A 15,189-nucleotide genomic window follows, 5' to 3' on the forward strand; every position below is an offset into this window, starting at 1 on the left:
AAAAGAAGAAAAGTTTAGGCAGTAAGGCTGTTTTTTTCAAAAAAATGTGTTAAAAAATAAAAAAAGGACAAGCGTGCCAGACGCTTGCCCTTTTTTAGAAGGCGTTTTGATAGCAACTTTCCTATTTCGAGCCTAACTTCAAACCTGCAAACGAAAAGAGGAAAGGCAACAAAAACGTGCCTGCCATTGCGCCATAATAAATGCCATTGCTTGGGTTTGATGTGCCGATAAATACAAGTCCGATAAAACCGATGATGATACCCAAAAGCGGTGTCCACCAAAAGGCGCAACCTGCATTTGTGCCATTGGCAGCCACTCCCCAAGCCACAAAAAAGTTTAATAGCAAGCCTGCCATTAAAATAATGCCGCCAATCATAATGCTCATCTGCGCATTGACGTGTTGCGTCTGAATCAGGCGTTCGATGGCTTCGGTATATTTTCCCTTGTGTAAATCTTTTTCCAAAAGCATTTCATCTTCGGCACTAAGCCCTGTTTCGATGCTACTCTCCAAAGTAGGCGGCTCGGCAGGGGCAAAAGGCGTGCTATAATAATTGATGCGAATGGCAGTTGAAAGGTCGTAAGCGTTTTCGTCTTCAAAACCGTCGCTGGTGATGATGGAAATAGGAGCTTGCCATTTGCGCGGCTGCGCCAAAAACTGTTCTATTTTTTGGGCTTCTTCGTCTGAAAACCAACCTGCTTCGTCTTTCAGATGCGTGCCGATAAAAGGCGTGAGGTTGTGGGGCGGCAAATCAGGGCTAAGGGCGCGTGCCATCAGGTCGGCTGCGCCTTCGAGGGTTAGAAAAAGGTAATCTTCGGGCTTTATTTCCTCACTGGTAAGTTTTTCCAAAGCCAAAAGGCGTTTGGTTAGGAAAGCGAAAGTTTCGGGTTTGAATAGGCTACTTTGCAAATCAGAAGAAAAAGCAACTGCCACAGTCGCGCCTTTGCTGCCATTGGCGCGAAAACCGTTGGCGACATTGCCCGAAACAGTGCCTGTTTCAGCACCCGTTACCACGATAGCAATACACTTCTGGCGGTCTATCAAATCCTGCGCTTCCTTCAAGGCGTTATCGCTGCTGGAAGCAAGTTGGGTTTTGATAAGATAGTCAGTAGATTGATAAAATAAATCTAACTTTTGTGTCAAAGGATTTGTATAAGCAGTATCAGGCGAAATGCTGCCTTTTGTAGAAAAATAAGTAGTAAGCGGAATATTTTTGAGCGTGCTATCTCCGCTGCCCTGCCTTGAAGATTCGTTCAGAATTTGGTCGAAGGCAGGATTGCCCATGTTCTGCATCATTTCTTGTATCGCTACCGAGAGGCTATCCATCAGCCTTTTATCGTCGTTTTGCGCTTTGAGAAGCGAAGGATAAGAGAAGGCAAAGAAAAATACGATAGAAAGAGTGAAAGCCCAAAATGGCATTGGCTTGCTACAATTTTGCGCCTGTGTGGGTTTCTTTTTCTTTTGTTGGGTCTGATTCATATAGTTTTGATGCAATAAGTGGAAAATAAGCAAAGGCATACAAAAATTGCCCTGCGCAAAAATCGCTCTTTTGAAAGAGATAAGAGAAACAATCGTAAAAATAGAAAAAAAATGAAAGATAACGAACTGCACGCGCATTTTTTACCGCCCAAGCAGCATAAAAAAGCAAATCTTTGTGCTTTATAGGGCAGCAAGCAATTTGTCTATACCAGCGAGCGAGTCTTCCGATTCTTTGGCAGTAGTTGTGGCTTGTTGATTAAAATAAAGGTGAAAATCATGTAATTTTTGTAATAAATAAACCAACTGCTTTTTTTCGGCTTGTGCCAATCCTGCACCCAAAAGCACCCCAACTTTCTGCATGCGCTCTACGTGTGTAAAAAACGCCTCTCTGCCTTTGGGGGTGAGCAAGAGTTGCTTCTTGCGCTTATCTTGTAGGTGCGCTGCTTCGGTAATGAAGTTATTTTTTTGTAGTCTTTTCAAAATTTCTATACCTGTCGTCTTTTCATGCACATGTTCACTTATGAGTTCGGTCTTGCTGATTTGTTTTTGCTGCAACTGCGCATTGAGAAGCGTCCCTAAATAAGTAAAGTCGTCTATGCTATAAAAATCGCTATTTTCTAACGCTATCTTCACATAATTTTTCATATAACGATTTAAAAGTCCCAGATACTTGCCTATAATCGTATCTAAGGTTTCCCCCCCGAAAGTTGGGGGCGAACTTTTTTCTTGCGCCTCCACTGTGGCTTGTGGCTCTGCCTGTATTTCCGCTTTTTCTTGCGGCTGCATCAAAATCCAGTTTGCAAAATGCGTCAGGTCTTTTGGCTCAAAATCTGTCCCTTGTGCTGCCTGCTGCTCTTTTTCGTACTGCTGCAAAGCCGATAAAATTTGTTTTAGAAAGTCGTAGGACATGCCTTTTTGAAGTGCTAATGATTGGGAAATGATTTTTTGGTCATTTGTGAGGACACAAACAACGGCGAAGAAATGATTTTTTAGTCATTTGTGGGACACAAACAACGGCGAACAAACAACGGTGATTGAAATGATTTTTTGGTCATTTGTGGGAGACAAACAACGGCGAACAAACAACGGTGATTGAAATGATTTTTTGGTCATTTGTGGGAGACAAACAACGGCGAACAAACAACGGTGATTGAAATGATTTTTTGGTCATTTGTGGGAGACAAACAACGGCGAACAAACAACGGTGATTGAAATGATTTTTTGGTCATTTGTGAGGACACAAACAACGGCGAACAAACAACGGTGATTGAAATGATTTTTTGGTCATTTGTGAGGACACAAACAACGGCGAACAAACAACGGCGAACAAACAATAGCGAACAAACAACGAATAAGAGTCTTGACAAGTTAGAATTTAACACCATTAGAAAAGACGCTTGACAAGACTCTTGGGGTTCGAAGTTTAAAACTCCAAAATAAAGCCAATAGTTGGCAAAACAGAAGGCTCTTGGTCGTCTAAGATAAAAGGAATGGCGTTAGAACCGTCGTTGCGTAAGGGCTGCCCGTCGGTAGTCGCAAAGCCTGTATTATCGGCATTTCGCTCAAAGGTATAGCGCGGCAGTGCAGGCGTGGCTTGTACAAAGGCGTTGGTTACATCAAAATAAAGGTCAAAGGTAAAGCGATTGAAGTTCCATTTTTTATCAATTCTAAAATCAAATTGACTAAAATTGCCCAATCTTTCACTATTGAGGCGTGTAAAATCGAGCGTTCCCCTGCCTGTGAGTAGATAGTTGCGTTGGGAGGTAGCCAAATCAAAGGGCGTGAAGGGTGCGCCTGCGGCAAAGCGGTATTTGAGTCCCATTTCCCAGCCCTTGCCGAATTTGCGCCCTAAAATTGCCGAAATGAGGTGGCGATTGTCCCAAGCCGAAGCGACAAAGCGATTATCTAACCCTGCAAATTCGCTTCTAACAAAGGTATAAGAAAAGACGGCGAAAATATTTTTGGTGAGTTTCTGTTGGAAGAAAAATTCCAACCCGTAGGCGCGTCCTTTGCCGATACTGTTAATTTGCTCGTTCCCGATTGCACCAAAATCGCCCCCCTGATTTGCCAAAGAGATGCCGTCGCGCACCGAAACAGGATAATTTTGATAATCTTTGTAGAAACCTTCTAAGGTAAATCTTGTACTTTCGCGTGGCGAAAATTCCAATCCTGCTACATAGTGCGTAGATTGCACATATTTGGCATCACGATTGACAAAATCGCCGTTTTCATCTTTGAAGCCCAAAATGGTATAAATCGGAATCTTGAAATAACGCCCCACAGAGGCACTGACCGTCCATTTATCGGAAGCCAAATAGGAAAGTGAAAGGCGTGGCGAAAGCGTTTCGAGCGGATTATTGCCCGTATCGGTAAAGGAGTTCATATCTGTTCTTAGACCAAATGAAACACCTAATCTATTTTGTATAAAATTGCGAGAGAGTTGAAAAAATCCGCCATAACGAAAAAAGTCTATTTGGGTATTGAAATTTGAGCTAAGAGCAGGCTGCACAATATTGCCCTCTTGGTCGCGAATTTCGTTGGTTAAGCGAATGAAAGCATCATTATTGAACTTGACATATTGCCCCATCAGACCATAGGCATATTTCCACTTTCCTACAAATTTATTAACATCAATACGCAACTTGTTTTCAATTTCTTGGGATTTGATGCCCAAAGTTCTGAACTCTTCCTGCCCTGTCCTGCGGTCTTGGAATTGGTCTAATTGGTTGTCAAACATATTTCTACTCAAAGCCACATTGATAAAACCGTTGTTTATCAGGCGTTTGAGGGCGAAACCTGTGGTGTAGTTCCATTGGTTGATGCTGGGGTTTGAACGCAAGATGTATTCATTTTCGGGCGTGCTTTCCTTTGGCACACCAAAAGTAAATTCGTCGATTGCCCCTACGCCAATCGCCGTTAGGGTTGTTTTGGCATCTATCTGGTGGGTTACTTTATACTGAAAGTCCCAATAATTAGGGCGGATAGGCAAATCTAAGGCAGCAAATAAAAGTTGCAGATACGAACGCCGCGCCGAAGCCAAGACGGTAGTTTTTTTGCCGATAGGCGTTTCGAAAGTAGTGGCTAATTCTGTTCCGCTTAGGCGAATGTTGCCCTGAAACCGCTCTCGATTGCCCTCTCTTTGTTTAAATTGGAAGACGGAGGCTAAGGCATTGTCGTATCGCGCCTCGAAAGCACTCGAACTAAGGGTTACATCTTCAATAAAGGAAACATTCAAAATCCCTGTGGGACCGCCTGCGCTGCCTTGCGTCGCAAAGTGATTGATAGTTGGAATTTCTATTCCATCTAAATAATAAACATTTTCGTTGGGTGCGCCCCCTCTGATGATAATGTCGTTGCGAAAAGCACCTGTCCCCGAAGTGCCTGCGACACCCGGTAGGGCTTGTACTACACGCGAGATGTCGAAATTGCCCCCAGGGTTGCTCCTGATTTCCTCTGTCGTTAGGGTTTGGATAGAAAGTGGCGTTTCTATGCTGGCACTTGAAGCCGTCGTTGCGCGTTTTGCCACAATTTCCACTTCATTTAAGGTAGAATCTTCTTCGGAAAGTTCAAAGGCAAGAAAATTGGCGTTTCCCGTCGTAACAACGACGTTGTATTTGGTCTGTGGCAAATAGCCCACAAAAGAAGCCTTGATATTTTGGCTGCCGATAGGTAGTTGGAGCGAAAACCGCCCTTCTATATCCGTAACCGTTCCGATAAGGGGATTGCTATTTTCTACCGTTACGGAAACGCCGATAAGCGGCTCTTGTGTTTTTTTGTCTAATACTTTGCCCAAAATTTTGCCCTGACGTAGTTTCTCTGTTTGATTTTCTGGCTGCTTTTGTGCCTCTTCTGTTGTATTTTCTTGTGCTAAAAGCGGAAATTGAAGCATCAGCAAGAAAAAGAGCTTTAAAAAACCCAAGCCAAAATTGGGGAATCGTATAAATCGTACCGACATACAAAGTGAATTAGGGTTAGAAATGAAGTTTTTAATACGAAAACGTACCGAATAGGCATTTTCAAGTACAATAACATACTTTTTTGAAAAAGGTTTTGAGAATTTTAGAAAAAAATGAGTTTGTGGGGAAAGGGTAGGTGAGGTTTTGTTCTAAAAGTCAGGCACGAATGTAGGGACAAGGTATTGCCTTATCCGCAGTGAGATGGGAGTAAAAAGGCTTTTCAGACCTAAATAGGTTTCAACCCAAATTTTATTTCGCTTCAAATTTGACAATACAAGACTTTGCAGAGAACTTAACCTTGTTAGGTTTGGAATAAAGTCCGTTGCAAAAAATAGGTTTTACACTCAAAATAAATAAGGGTTAGCCCTTATTACTTCAAAAAAAACAAAGAAAATATATTCCGAAAAGAATCATTTTTATTTTTTTAAGAGAAAACGCCGTATATTACCAGCCTCATTTCTACTTCGTTAGCTCGCTTGTTTATTTTGCAGTATGATTATGAAAACATCTTCCTCTTATTTTTGCCTTTTGTTTTTTTCTCTAACTTGGCTTTTTATCTTTGTTGCAAAGGGTCAGGATATTATGCTATCAGACAAAGAAAAGAGCATAGAATTAGGCAAAGAAGTTGCTTTTTTTATAGATAGTACAAATCAAATTTCTAATCTTTTAGAGCTTGAAAAAGAAATTGCCGCTGGAAATCTTGCATTTTCACGCCAAAGTCGTCAGATTCTAAACTTAGGCAACCTCAAAGCTACTGTTTGGCTGCGGCTTGAAGTCGAGGTCAGGACTCCTGCCGAATGGGTTTTGGAATTAGATGCTCCTCTTTTAGATTACCTCGAATTTTACGCGCCCAGTGAGCAAGGGCATTATCTTATCAAAGAGATGGGTGCTTACTATCCTTTTTCCCAACGTTTTCTCAAAGTAACAAGCTATATTTTGCCACTGCACAAGGAAGTAGGCAAGCGCGTGTATTATCTCAAAATAAAAAGCGATTTCCCGCTCGAACTGCCGCTTACTGTTAGCACCCAAGATAAGTTTTTAGAAGAGAATCATAAAAAAGACCTCTTCTTTGGCATGTATGCAGGGTTTATGTTGAGCATGTTGCTCTATTATTTTTTCCTATTCCTACGGCTTGGCGACAAAAGTTATCTTTATTACGCACTCTATATCAGTTTGGCGGTAGTTTTCTACCTACACCTTTTTGGATATTCCTTCGAGATTTTATGGGCAAACCGTCCGATAATCAATTTTTACACCCCTACGATGTCTTGTGTCTTGGTTACTGTTGTCATGATTTTATCGTCTGATTTTTTGGAAAGTAAAAAAAATACCCCTATGCTACATAAGGGTTATTACATTTTTGGATTTCTTTTTTTTCTAATTATCCTTATCAACCTAAGCGGGAATTTTTCTCTGGCTGCCCCGCCCTCACAAACTATTGCCTTGCTGGGTTTGCTTTATACACTAACCGTCGGTATTGTAGGCTATTGGAAAGGAAATAAAACGGCACGCTTTTTCATTTTAGCTTGGTCTTTTTATGGAGTGAGTGCGATTATTTTCATCTTAAAGGTACAAGCCGTTTTGTCTTCTAATATCTTTACCAAATATTCTATTGTCTGGGGTTCGGCTTCTACTACCATTCTCTTAGCCTTTGCCTTAGCAGATAAAATTTACGTTTTGCGAAAAGAAAAAGGCAAAATAGAGCAAGATTTAATTCTCTCTTTACAAGAAAATGAAAAATTGGTGCAGGAAAAAAATAAGGATTTAGAAAGACAAGTGCATATACGCACCGAAGAACTGCAACAAGTGAATGACGAACTGCATAGCACACTCGAATTTGTGCAAACCCAAAAAGAAGAATTAGAACACGCACACCAAAGGCAGGCAGAAACCCTACACCAATTAGACCAACAAAGCCGAAAAGTAGCCAAGCACAATCAGGACATGCTTGCCAGCATCAACTATGGCAAAAGGATTCAGGAGGCGATGCTACCTTTCGAGTATCGTTTTGAGAGTATCTTTGGTCAAGATAATTTTTTTGTTCTTTATCAGCCGCGTGACGTTGTTTCAGGGGACTTTTATTGGCTACATCAGTTGCAAAAAGATGATAAAAAAATGACCTTTGTCGCCATTTTAGACTGCACAGGGCATGGCGTGCCGGGTGCTTTTATGTCTATGATAGGCAATCAACTTTTGTATAATTTGGTGGAAAGTGAAAACTTAGTCCTGCCAAACCAGATACTAACGCGCCTCAATCAGGAAGTCAAGCGAGTCTTGAAACAAGATGCTACCCAGAACCGCGATGGCATGGATGCTGCCCTAATTGCTCTCAATTGGGAAAAAAGAGAACTTCAATATGCAGGTGCAATGATTTCGCTTTTCTATGTATCCCCAGAAGGCATAGCAGAATTAAAGGCTACCAAACAAAGTATCGGTGGATGGCAGAAGCGCGAAATTCCTTTTGAGATGCAAACCCTTTCCTTTGAAACAGACTTGCAATTATGGCTCGCCACAGACGGCTTTCAAGACCAATTTGGAGGCAAGGACTACCGTAAATTTATGAAAAAACGACTCAAAGAACTGCTCTTTGAAATTAGAGGAGAAAAGGGAAGCACACAAAAAATGATTCTGACGCAAACACTACAAAATTGGATTAGTGAAGGGCGTGAGGCAAAACAAACAGACGACATTACAATTATAGGAATCAATTTGAGGCACTAAATCGCCCACAGACACCCCAAAAACCGCCCCAAAAAGGCTACACCGTCATAAAAATCGCAAAAAGGGCAATAAGAAAATAGGTAGTAAGGGTTGCAGCACCCGCATAGTCTTGTGCTACGCGCTGCCCAAAAAATAGCATCAGCAGGCTAAGTGCCGAAAGGAAAAAGCCCATTTGCAAAAGCCAAAGGTTACTTTTTTCTACCAAAACCAGCACCGTTCCGATAGCCGAAAAACCGCCTGCCGCTATTTCTATCAGCGTAATAATGCCCAAGAGCAAAGGCACAAAGGAGCGAAGAAAAGTCTTCGAAAAATGCCCTTCCAACCAAGAAAGATTGCCCTGCCATTGAAAAACTTTGTCTAATCCAGACTGTAAAAAAAGAATGGCGAAGAAAATACCTGCCAAAAGGCTTATCAACAGTTTTGGGTCGGAAAAGAGAAAGTCGAGCATAATTTGAGAGTGTTTGAGTAGGGTATAAAAAACTTGTACCCCCGCCGGGAATCGAACCCAGATTTACAGTTTAGGAAACTGCCGTTCTATCCGTTGAACTACAGGGGCATTTGAAGAAAGCAACGACTTTGAAAGTTTTTTTACGCGAACCTTAAAATTAGTCTTGAAATTGACCTAATGCGAGGGGAGAAACCTTTTGAGCCAAGTTTGGGCGAGAGGCTGCCACATTTGCGCCATGAGTTCGCCCTTTGTAGCTGCCAAAGCATTGAAAACAAGCGTATTAGGGGTTACTTTCTTTTCCAAGAGGGCTTGTTTGAGTGCTTCAAGGGAAAGGGTTTTTATTCTATTTTCTGTCCCATCTTCTGCCCCATTTTCCGCAAAAGCATCTTCCATTTGGACGGTAACTAATTTTCGCTCAAAAAGGGAAAGCTCGAAATCTTTTTCAATTTGGCGCATCAGAGCCACAGAAGAATCTATGGCACAGCCACTAACGGCTACCACACGCTCCTCCACCGAAAGCACAATTATCCGCGCATAAAGCACAGACCAAGAAGCGACAAGCGGCTTGCCATGTGTCTGCCATTGGGCTACAAAATGCGTGAGCCGCGCTTCTAATTCAAGTAGTTGGGCTTCCGAAAAAGGCTTTGTACTTTGATAAATCCAAATACGTGCCTGCTCCGAATGGGCTTCGAAAGTAGGGGCGGCAATAGACGACAACGATTGAATCATGGCAGTTTCAGTTTTCAAATAAGTTTCGTGCAAGAGTTTTAGCCACTACATAGCATAGGGCTTAAACCCTACGCTATGAGATGAAGTCTTTGCGGACGAGGCAATGCGTTATCCCTACACTAAAATTTATAAACTTATTTCGCAAGGCAAAAGTTTTAGTTTTGCGTAGAATCGCCTGTGGTAGTAGTTTCAGGATTTGCGAGTTCGCTATTTTCGTCAGGTACGGTAACCTGCTCTTTGGCACGCTCCAAATTGACGGAACGCATATTGCTATTTTCTTGCTTGCTGCCTCCTCCGAAAGAAGTAACCAGAATAGAGGAAACCAAGATTACAGCCACTAAGCCCCAAGTAAGTTTTTCGAAAATATCACCTGAACGCTGTGCGCCAAAGACCTGTGAAGCACTTGCGCCTGTTTGCCCTGTCAAGCCGCTGCCTTTGGGGTCTTGCACCAACACAACCACAATCAACAAAATAGAAACGATGATAGCTAAAACGATAAGAAAGGTAGTCATAAGGGCGTACCGTAAAGAAATATAATAAAGATTAGAAAGCAAAATCTCTAAGGGAACTTTGCGCCCTTTGGAGATATTGAATTAAGACCGCAAAGAAACGAATTTTTATACGCCTACGCAAATTTAAACCCCAAAAAATAAACCTTTCTCTTATTTTTATCGGGAAAAATAGCGGTAAGACCTCGATTTGAAGGCATCAAACAAAGGTCTTGCAACCAAAAAAGGCTCTGCCATTTTCAACCTGCATTTAAGCACTGCCAAATTTGCGCTCTACGGCTTGGAAAAGTTGTAAGACCTCTTCTTTGTCGTATTCCCACCCCAAAGGACGAAAATAACGGCTTCTGATAACCTGCATGGCATCTTCATAACTGCGTGTTTGGTCTATTTCAGCAATCGCCGTTTCGTAGTTTTCTGCATCACCGCCAAAGAGTTCGGAGATGTAAGCCACTTTATTTTCTAAGGTGATAATATCGCGCAAACTTTCGAAGCTAACACTATTATACGCCTCTAAAACAGTAGGGTTTTCTTTGAATGGCTTTTCCACTTCTTGCAAATAATCGCGCGTCTGCTGTACGTCGTCGAGGGCGGGTGCGAAATTATTTTCAAAGTCAAAAGGGATTCTTTTCTCTGTTTTTGGCTCTTTTAAGGGCATTTCCACCTCATTTGCCTCTGCTTGTCCGCCTTTGTCGGCTTTCCAATCTTGCACAAAAGGCTCTTTGGCTTGTCCGTTGGGCGCACCTGCGGTCTGCCATTCTTTCAATAGGGCATCAGAAGTCTGTCTTTCTGAATGAAGCGGCTCTTTTTCTGTATATGATTGCGTCTGCTGTGGCTTCAATTCGGGTACAACGGAGGTGGCTGTTTCCGCACTTTCAAAGAAATTACTGCTTTCTTTTGGCTTTTGAGGCTCTACCCAAGTGAGGTTTTTAAGTTCGAGCGGTGCATATTTATTAAAGATGCGCAAAATTTCGCGTGGGTTGTCAAAGGCTTCAAATTCTGACAATAGCGTTTCCAACACTTTAAGGGCGGTTGTTTTCTCTATGCTTTCATTGATGGATTTGCGCAGGATTTTATCCCAATAAGTTTCTTTAAACTGCTGATGAATTTTGATGCGTTTGAAAGTAGGAGCTAATTGACTTGGCAGATGCAAGTTATTCCCAATTTTATCATACTCTTTCTCAAAAAATTGATAAGGTGCTAAAATAAGATAAAGCGCGTCGGCAAGGGCTTCGATTAGGAGCGGCTCGAAAGTGGGTCTTTCCATCGAAATGGCGTGTGAAAGTTTGTCTTGCAAGGCTTTAAGAGCTTCTTTGACATCGGGCTTTTCGTAGTCAAAAAACGGACTTTTGAGTTTTTGGTTTTCTAATTGCCACTTTTCAAAAAGCAATTTAATAAGAAACTGATTGACCTGCTCGATGGGCGTAAGGCGCATCAGTTGCGCACCCAACACACGCGCTTCTTGGCTAAAAAAATTATCGCAAATACTATTTGCTACTTGGGCAGCATATTGTTCTACTGCTTGGGGATTGAGTTTAGTTGCCATTTGGAATTGTTTTTGAGGGTATTCGGTTTTAGAATAGCATTTTAAAAAGTCTGTGGAGATAGAAAAATGGAGCTTCCTTCTCTTACACGTAAAGACTGCAATAGCGATTGCAAAATCCGTGCGCTTCACAAAAATAATAGACAAACCGCCAAAACGAAAAGATAGATAGCTTTTTTTTTAAGATAAAGGTAGAAAAGGAGAGAATAAGAGAGGGAGAGGCATCTATCGAGCTACCTTCTTACTTTTCTTGTTCATAGATGAGCAACTGCTCAGTTTTCTCTAAGATTGCGGTTGTAATTTTTTCTGATAGTTTTTCGAGTAAAAGTTCTATTTGTGATATGTCATCATCCAAATTTTCCGATACCGATTCTCCTTCCTGATAGGAAAGTGGTATTTGTAATTTTTTTACCTCCTCAAATACAATTTTATTCATAAAAGCCTCGTTATGTATAATTAAATTTCTAATTTTTGAAAATACTAATAGCTTATTCTTATCGTCGTTAGATAAAATATTTTGTTCTTTTCTCTTAATCAAAATTTTGTCTAAAATAATTTCTATCATTTTATCAATCGTATTGCTTTGTACAATGCCCTTAATTGTTTCTTGTATGATATATTCTCGACTGTTCTCTAAACTTTCACTCAAAAAAATATCCGTAAATCTTACAGAGAGCCTATCTTGCAGAAAACAACTTTTTGGAAACAAGGAATAGAGAGTATGCAAATGGTCGTAAAGCAACTTTTCGAAAGCTGAATAAATATCAACGAAAACTTTTTCGTTGTGGAGTTGCTCGTAAGTCTTGTTACGACTTTTGAGTTCTTTATTTACACGTTTGTACTCATTTGAAAGTAATAATAAATCATCATTTTGAGCAATATCCATCAATTCAAAGGCTTTTTCAGAAATTTCTTTGTGTAGCCTAAAAAGGTCTATAAGTTGTTTCTTTTTATCAAAATTATTTTGATTTTCAGAAATTTGGGCTTTGAATAAATCTTTTTTATCCATGTGTAACTGGTCGGTCTAATAGTTCTATCCTTTCTAACAAATCCTTGGCAAACGTTTCATAGCCTTTTCTGATTTCTTCTAACGCATCTTTTTGTAAAGGCATAGTTTGTTTATATTTGTTAATATCTTCTGCTTCTTCTGGATACTTTTTTACATAAGCGTCAAAATCACATTTACCCAAATTCCAAATAGGAGTTTTCAGCCTTTGCGCAAAATTAGGGTGTGTATTGTGTGTGTACATAATAGACTTACTACCTATATTTTTATCAACGTTTTTACTAATAGCTATATCTTTGGCTATATATTTTTGTATAGACTCGGCAATTAATTGAGCGTAATAGTAATTTCCTTTGGCTAAGTCTAAATCGTTCACCCCTGTATATTTCTTTGCATTAAAAATTGTATAACCCAAAAATTTCACAAATGGAAAGTCATAGATTTCTTTTTTGCCATTTTTGAGAAGCAAACGCATTACATCAAACTCCTTTTTCCAAATATCCAAAGCCTCACCAATATTTCGGATACCATACAAAGAAAACAAATCGGGCAAGCAAGGAATGAAAAAGCCATCTACTGTAGAAATAATAGCTTTATTAAGCGTACCTAAACTTGGGGAAGTATCTATTAGTACGAAATCGTAGTCATTTTTTTTACTATATTCTTGTGCAATATTTCTGATTTTGAAAATAGTTCGCAAAGCCAAAGGGTCGCTCAACATAGCCTTACTCCATCTTTCCGAAATAATACTTTCATACGTATTCACAGAAAGTCTGCCCACTATCAAATCCAATTTACCTGAAATTGTACCATCTGTAAGGCTATAAGGCGGTGGCAGCGTTTCAAGGTCTGACTCCCCTTGCTCGGTAGGGCTTAATAAAAAATGAATACTTCTTGGCTCGCTTATCAGTTTTTGAAAGGCAATTTCGCCCATCTTTTCTTTGGCTGCTTTAAAGTCTTTGATAAAATCATTTTCTTTTTCCCAAATAGCACCAATCTCTTGTTCTAAAATACTGTAAATACTCAAATTACATTGGGGGTCTAAATCAATCATCAAGACTTTTTTGTCCATTTCAGCCAAAATATGTCCCAAATGATAGGTTAAGGTAGTTTTTCCTACCCCTCCTTTATTATTAAATATAGACAAAATTTTCATAAGTATTACGTTTAATTAGTATTCAAATGATAGCCTCCTCCTACAAAAACCTCACGCGCAAAGCACCGAAGGCAAAAGAAAGGTTTGTACCTTCACCCAATTGGCTCACAAAAGAGCTAAGGTCTTGTGTGCCAAAGCCAACTTCATAGAGTCCGCGTTGGGAAACGTAGCGAAAACCGAAGGGAAGATTGAGGTTGCTGCCTTGATTGCCCCCAGTATTGACCCCCGAAGAAATCCAAATATTGCGCGTCAGACGCAAATCAAAGCCCAAGGCATAGAAGTTTTCTTGTAAATTTCCTGCCGCCTCATTTTGTGGCAAGACCACATCTACCCCAATTTGGGCAGTCTTGAAAAACTCATAACTTGCGCCCAAACGCAACATCGTAGGCAATTCGGTGCGAATACTGCCGCTGCCGCCCGTCCATTGAAAGGGCGAAGCCGAGCCTGCAAATTGCAGCGTTTCGGGGGAAACAAAGGCAAAATTGTAGTTGTTGTAGCCCGTACCTTGCAGCTGAAAAAGCGAACCATCGGTAATCGTAGCCACATTGCCTACCCAATTCATATTGCCTAAATTGATAAGTGAAGCCCCAAGATACAATTTGTTTTTAATAACTGCATTTAATCCGAAATCAAATCCTAAACCATTTCCCACTGACTTAGGCGTAGTCAAGATGCTAAAAACAGAACGGTCTTCAAAGCCGCGAAAAGTAGGACTTTGTGCTACATCGGGGTCGTCGCCAAAATCGAGGGCGAAAGAAGGGGACATAGAAATTGTGTTGCGCGTAAGTGCCTCATTTTGAGAAGCCAAATCTATGTAGCCAATCCCACTTAACAATTTTGCCCCTACTCCTGCATACAAACGGAAGTTATAAGTATCAATCAATCTGCCGCCATACGCCAAATTATATTCGCGAAACCAAGTCATTTTTACCTCCGAACCGTTGAGCAACTGTCCATAAGTACGCGCATTGCCATCTTCTACAAAACCTTCAATCACGCGCTCGCGCACACTTTCGGGCAAATCAGGCTGATTTTGAATTTGCGAACCATCTGACAATAACAAAAATTCGAAGTAAGGCGCGTTCTGACCCAAAAACATAAACTCTGCCGCCTGCTGATTCAGACGCATAAAATAATCGACCCTATCGCGAATACTAAACGCAATGCCACCAAATTTTTCATGGCTATAATGCACGCCAAGCCAAGTAAGATTGACGTTTAATGCCGTAGGTTTGTTGGCAAAACTTCGCGCCGCCGCTTGCTTTTCCTCAAAAGAAAATTGGGTTTGATAGGGCTTAAACAAACTTTGTAACATATCTGCACGTGGCATTGCCGAAGAAAATACGCCTACATTCCCTTCCAAAATACCAACGGTGAAGGCAGGGTCGCGAAAACTCCTTCGCAAGCCGATATTGGCAGGATTGATACTAAGGGCGTGATAATCCGTCTCGAAGGTAGTAGCTGCACCGCGCCCGATGGCAGTGTAGGAAGCAAAATCCTGCCCATAGAGCAAGCCAAAAGAAAACAGAAATAAGGAAAAAAACAGCGACAAGGCACTTTTTCTGAACGCAAGGGTATCAAAAAATATAGGAAAAATGTTGAGTTTCATATTGTAAAAAGACAAAATTAGTATAGACGGAAAGTTCA

11 protein-coding genes and 1 tRNA gene are annotated in these 15,189 nt (G+C 40.8%); 1 reads left to right on the forward strand and 11 read right to left on the reverse strand.

Annotated features, from left to right (window positions below; translation table 11 throughout):
• Window positions 1–121: 121 nt before the first annotated feature.
• From G500_RS0104370 to G500_RS22315, 3 genes are all read right to left on the reverse strand, one after another.
• A complete protein-coding gene (locus G500_RS0104370) occupies window positions 122–1,477 on the reverse strand; it encodes a hypothetical protein (RefSeq protein ID WP_211220135.1) in 1,356 nt (451 codons plus the stop codon).
• Between the two features lie 180 nt (window positions 1,478–1,657).
• Window positions 1,658–2,386, reverse strand: coding sequence for a MarR family winged helix-turn-helix transcriptional regulator (locus G500_RS0104375; protein ID WP_027001697.1), 729 nt, complete (start codon window positions 2,384–2,386; stop codon window positions 1,658–1,660).
• A 514-nt stretch (window positions 2,387–2,900) separates the two neighbouring features.
• The gene (locus tag G500_RS22315) at window positions 2,901–5,432 is read right to left on the reverse strand and encodes a TonB-dependent receptor (RefSeq protein WP_245574458.1); all 2,532 of its coding nucleotides are present in this window, start codon (window positions 5,430–5,432) and stop codon (window positions 2,901–2,903) included.
• A 529-nt stretch (window positions 5,433–5,961) separates the two neighbouring features.
• Here G500_RS22315 and G500_RS0104385 point away from each other — a divergent pair.
• Complete coding sequence (locus G500_RS0104385; RefSeq protein ID WP_027001698.1) at window positions 5,962–8,154, forward strand: 7TM diverse intracellular signaling domain-containing protein; 2,193 nt, start codon at window positions 5,962–5,964, stop codon at window positions 8,152–8,154.
• Between the two features lie 37 nt (window positions 8,155–8,191).
• Here G500_RS0104385 and G500_RS0104390 read toward each other — a convergent pair whose 3' ends face one another.
• From G500_RS0104390 to G500_RS0104430, 8 genes are all read right to left on the reverse strand, one after another.
• A complete protein-coding gene (locus G500_RS0104390) occupies window positions 8,192–8,602 on the reverse strand; it encodes a hypothetical protein (protein ID WP_027001699.1) in 411 nt (136 codons plus the stop codon).
• Between the two features lie 36 nt (window positions 8,603–8,638).
• A tRNA-Arg gene (locus tag G500_RS0104395) sits at window positions 8,639–8,710 on the reverse strand.
• A 66-nt stretch (window positions 8,711–8,776) separates the two neighbouring features.
• Window positions 8,777–9,349, reverse strand: a complete 573-nt coding sequence (locus tag G500_RS0104400) for a hypothetical protein (RefSeq protein WP_161626077.1) — start codon at window positions 9,347–9,349, stop codon at window positions 8,777–8,779.
• A gap of 137 nt (window positions 9,350–9,486) precedes the next feature.
• Window positions 9,487–9,843, reverse strand: a complete 357-nt coding sequence (gene secG, locus G500_RS0104405; RefSeq protein WP_027001701.1) for a preprotein translocase subunit SecG — start codon at window positions 9,841–9,843, stop codon at window positions 9,487–9,489.
• Between the two features lie 247 nt (window positions 9,844–10,090).
• The gene (locus G500_RS24805) at window positions 10,091–11,383 is read right to left on the reverse strand and encodes a hypothetical protein (RefSeq protein WP_027001702.1); all 1,293 of its coding nucleotides are present in this window, start codon (window positions 11,381–11,383) and stop codon (window positions 10,091–10,093) included.
• A gap of 238 nt (window positions 11,384–11,621) precedes the next feature.
• On the reverse strand, window positions 11,622–12,389 hold the full coding sequence (locus G500_RS0104420; RefSeq protein WP_027001703.1) for a hypothetical protein: 768 nt from the start codon (window positions 12,387–12,389) through the stop codon (window positions 11,622–11,624).
• On the reverse strand, window positions 12,382–13,542 hold the full coding sequence (locus G500_RS0104425) for a ParA family protein (RefSeq protein WP_027001704.1): 1,161 nt from the start codon (window positions 13,540–13,542) through the stop codon (window positions 12,382–12,384). Before G500_RS0104425 ends, G500_RS0104420 begins: the two co-directional genes overlap by 8 nt.
• Window positions 13,543–13,582: 40 nt before the next feature.
• A complete protein-coding gene (locus G500_RS0104430; protein WP_154657013.1) occupies window positions 13,583–15,151 on the reverse strand; it encodes a DUF5723 family protein in 1,569 nt (522 codons plus the stop codon).
• Window positions 15,152–15,189 lie beyond the last annotated feature (38 nt).

This window comes from Hugenholtzia roseola DSM 9546 (assembly GCF_000422585.1).
Classification (GTDB): domain Bacteria; phylum Bacteroidota; class Bacteroidia; order Cytophagales; family Bernardetiaceae; genus Hugenholtzia; species Hugenholtzia roseola.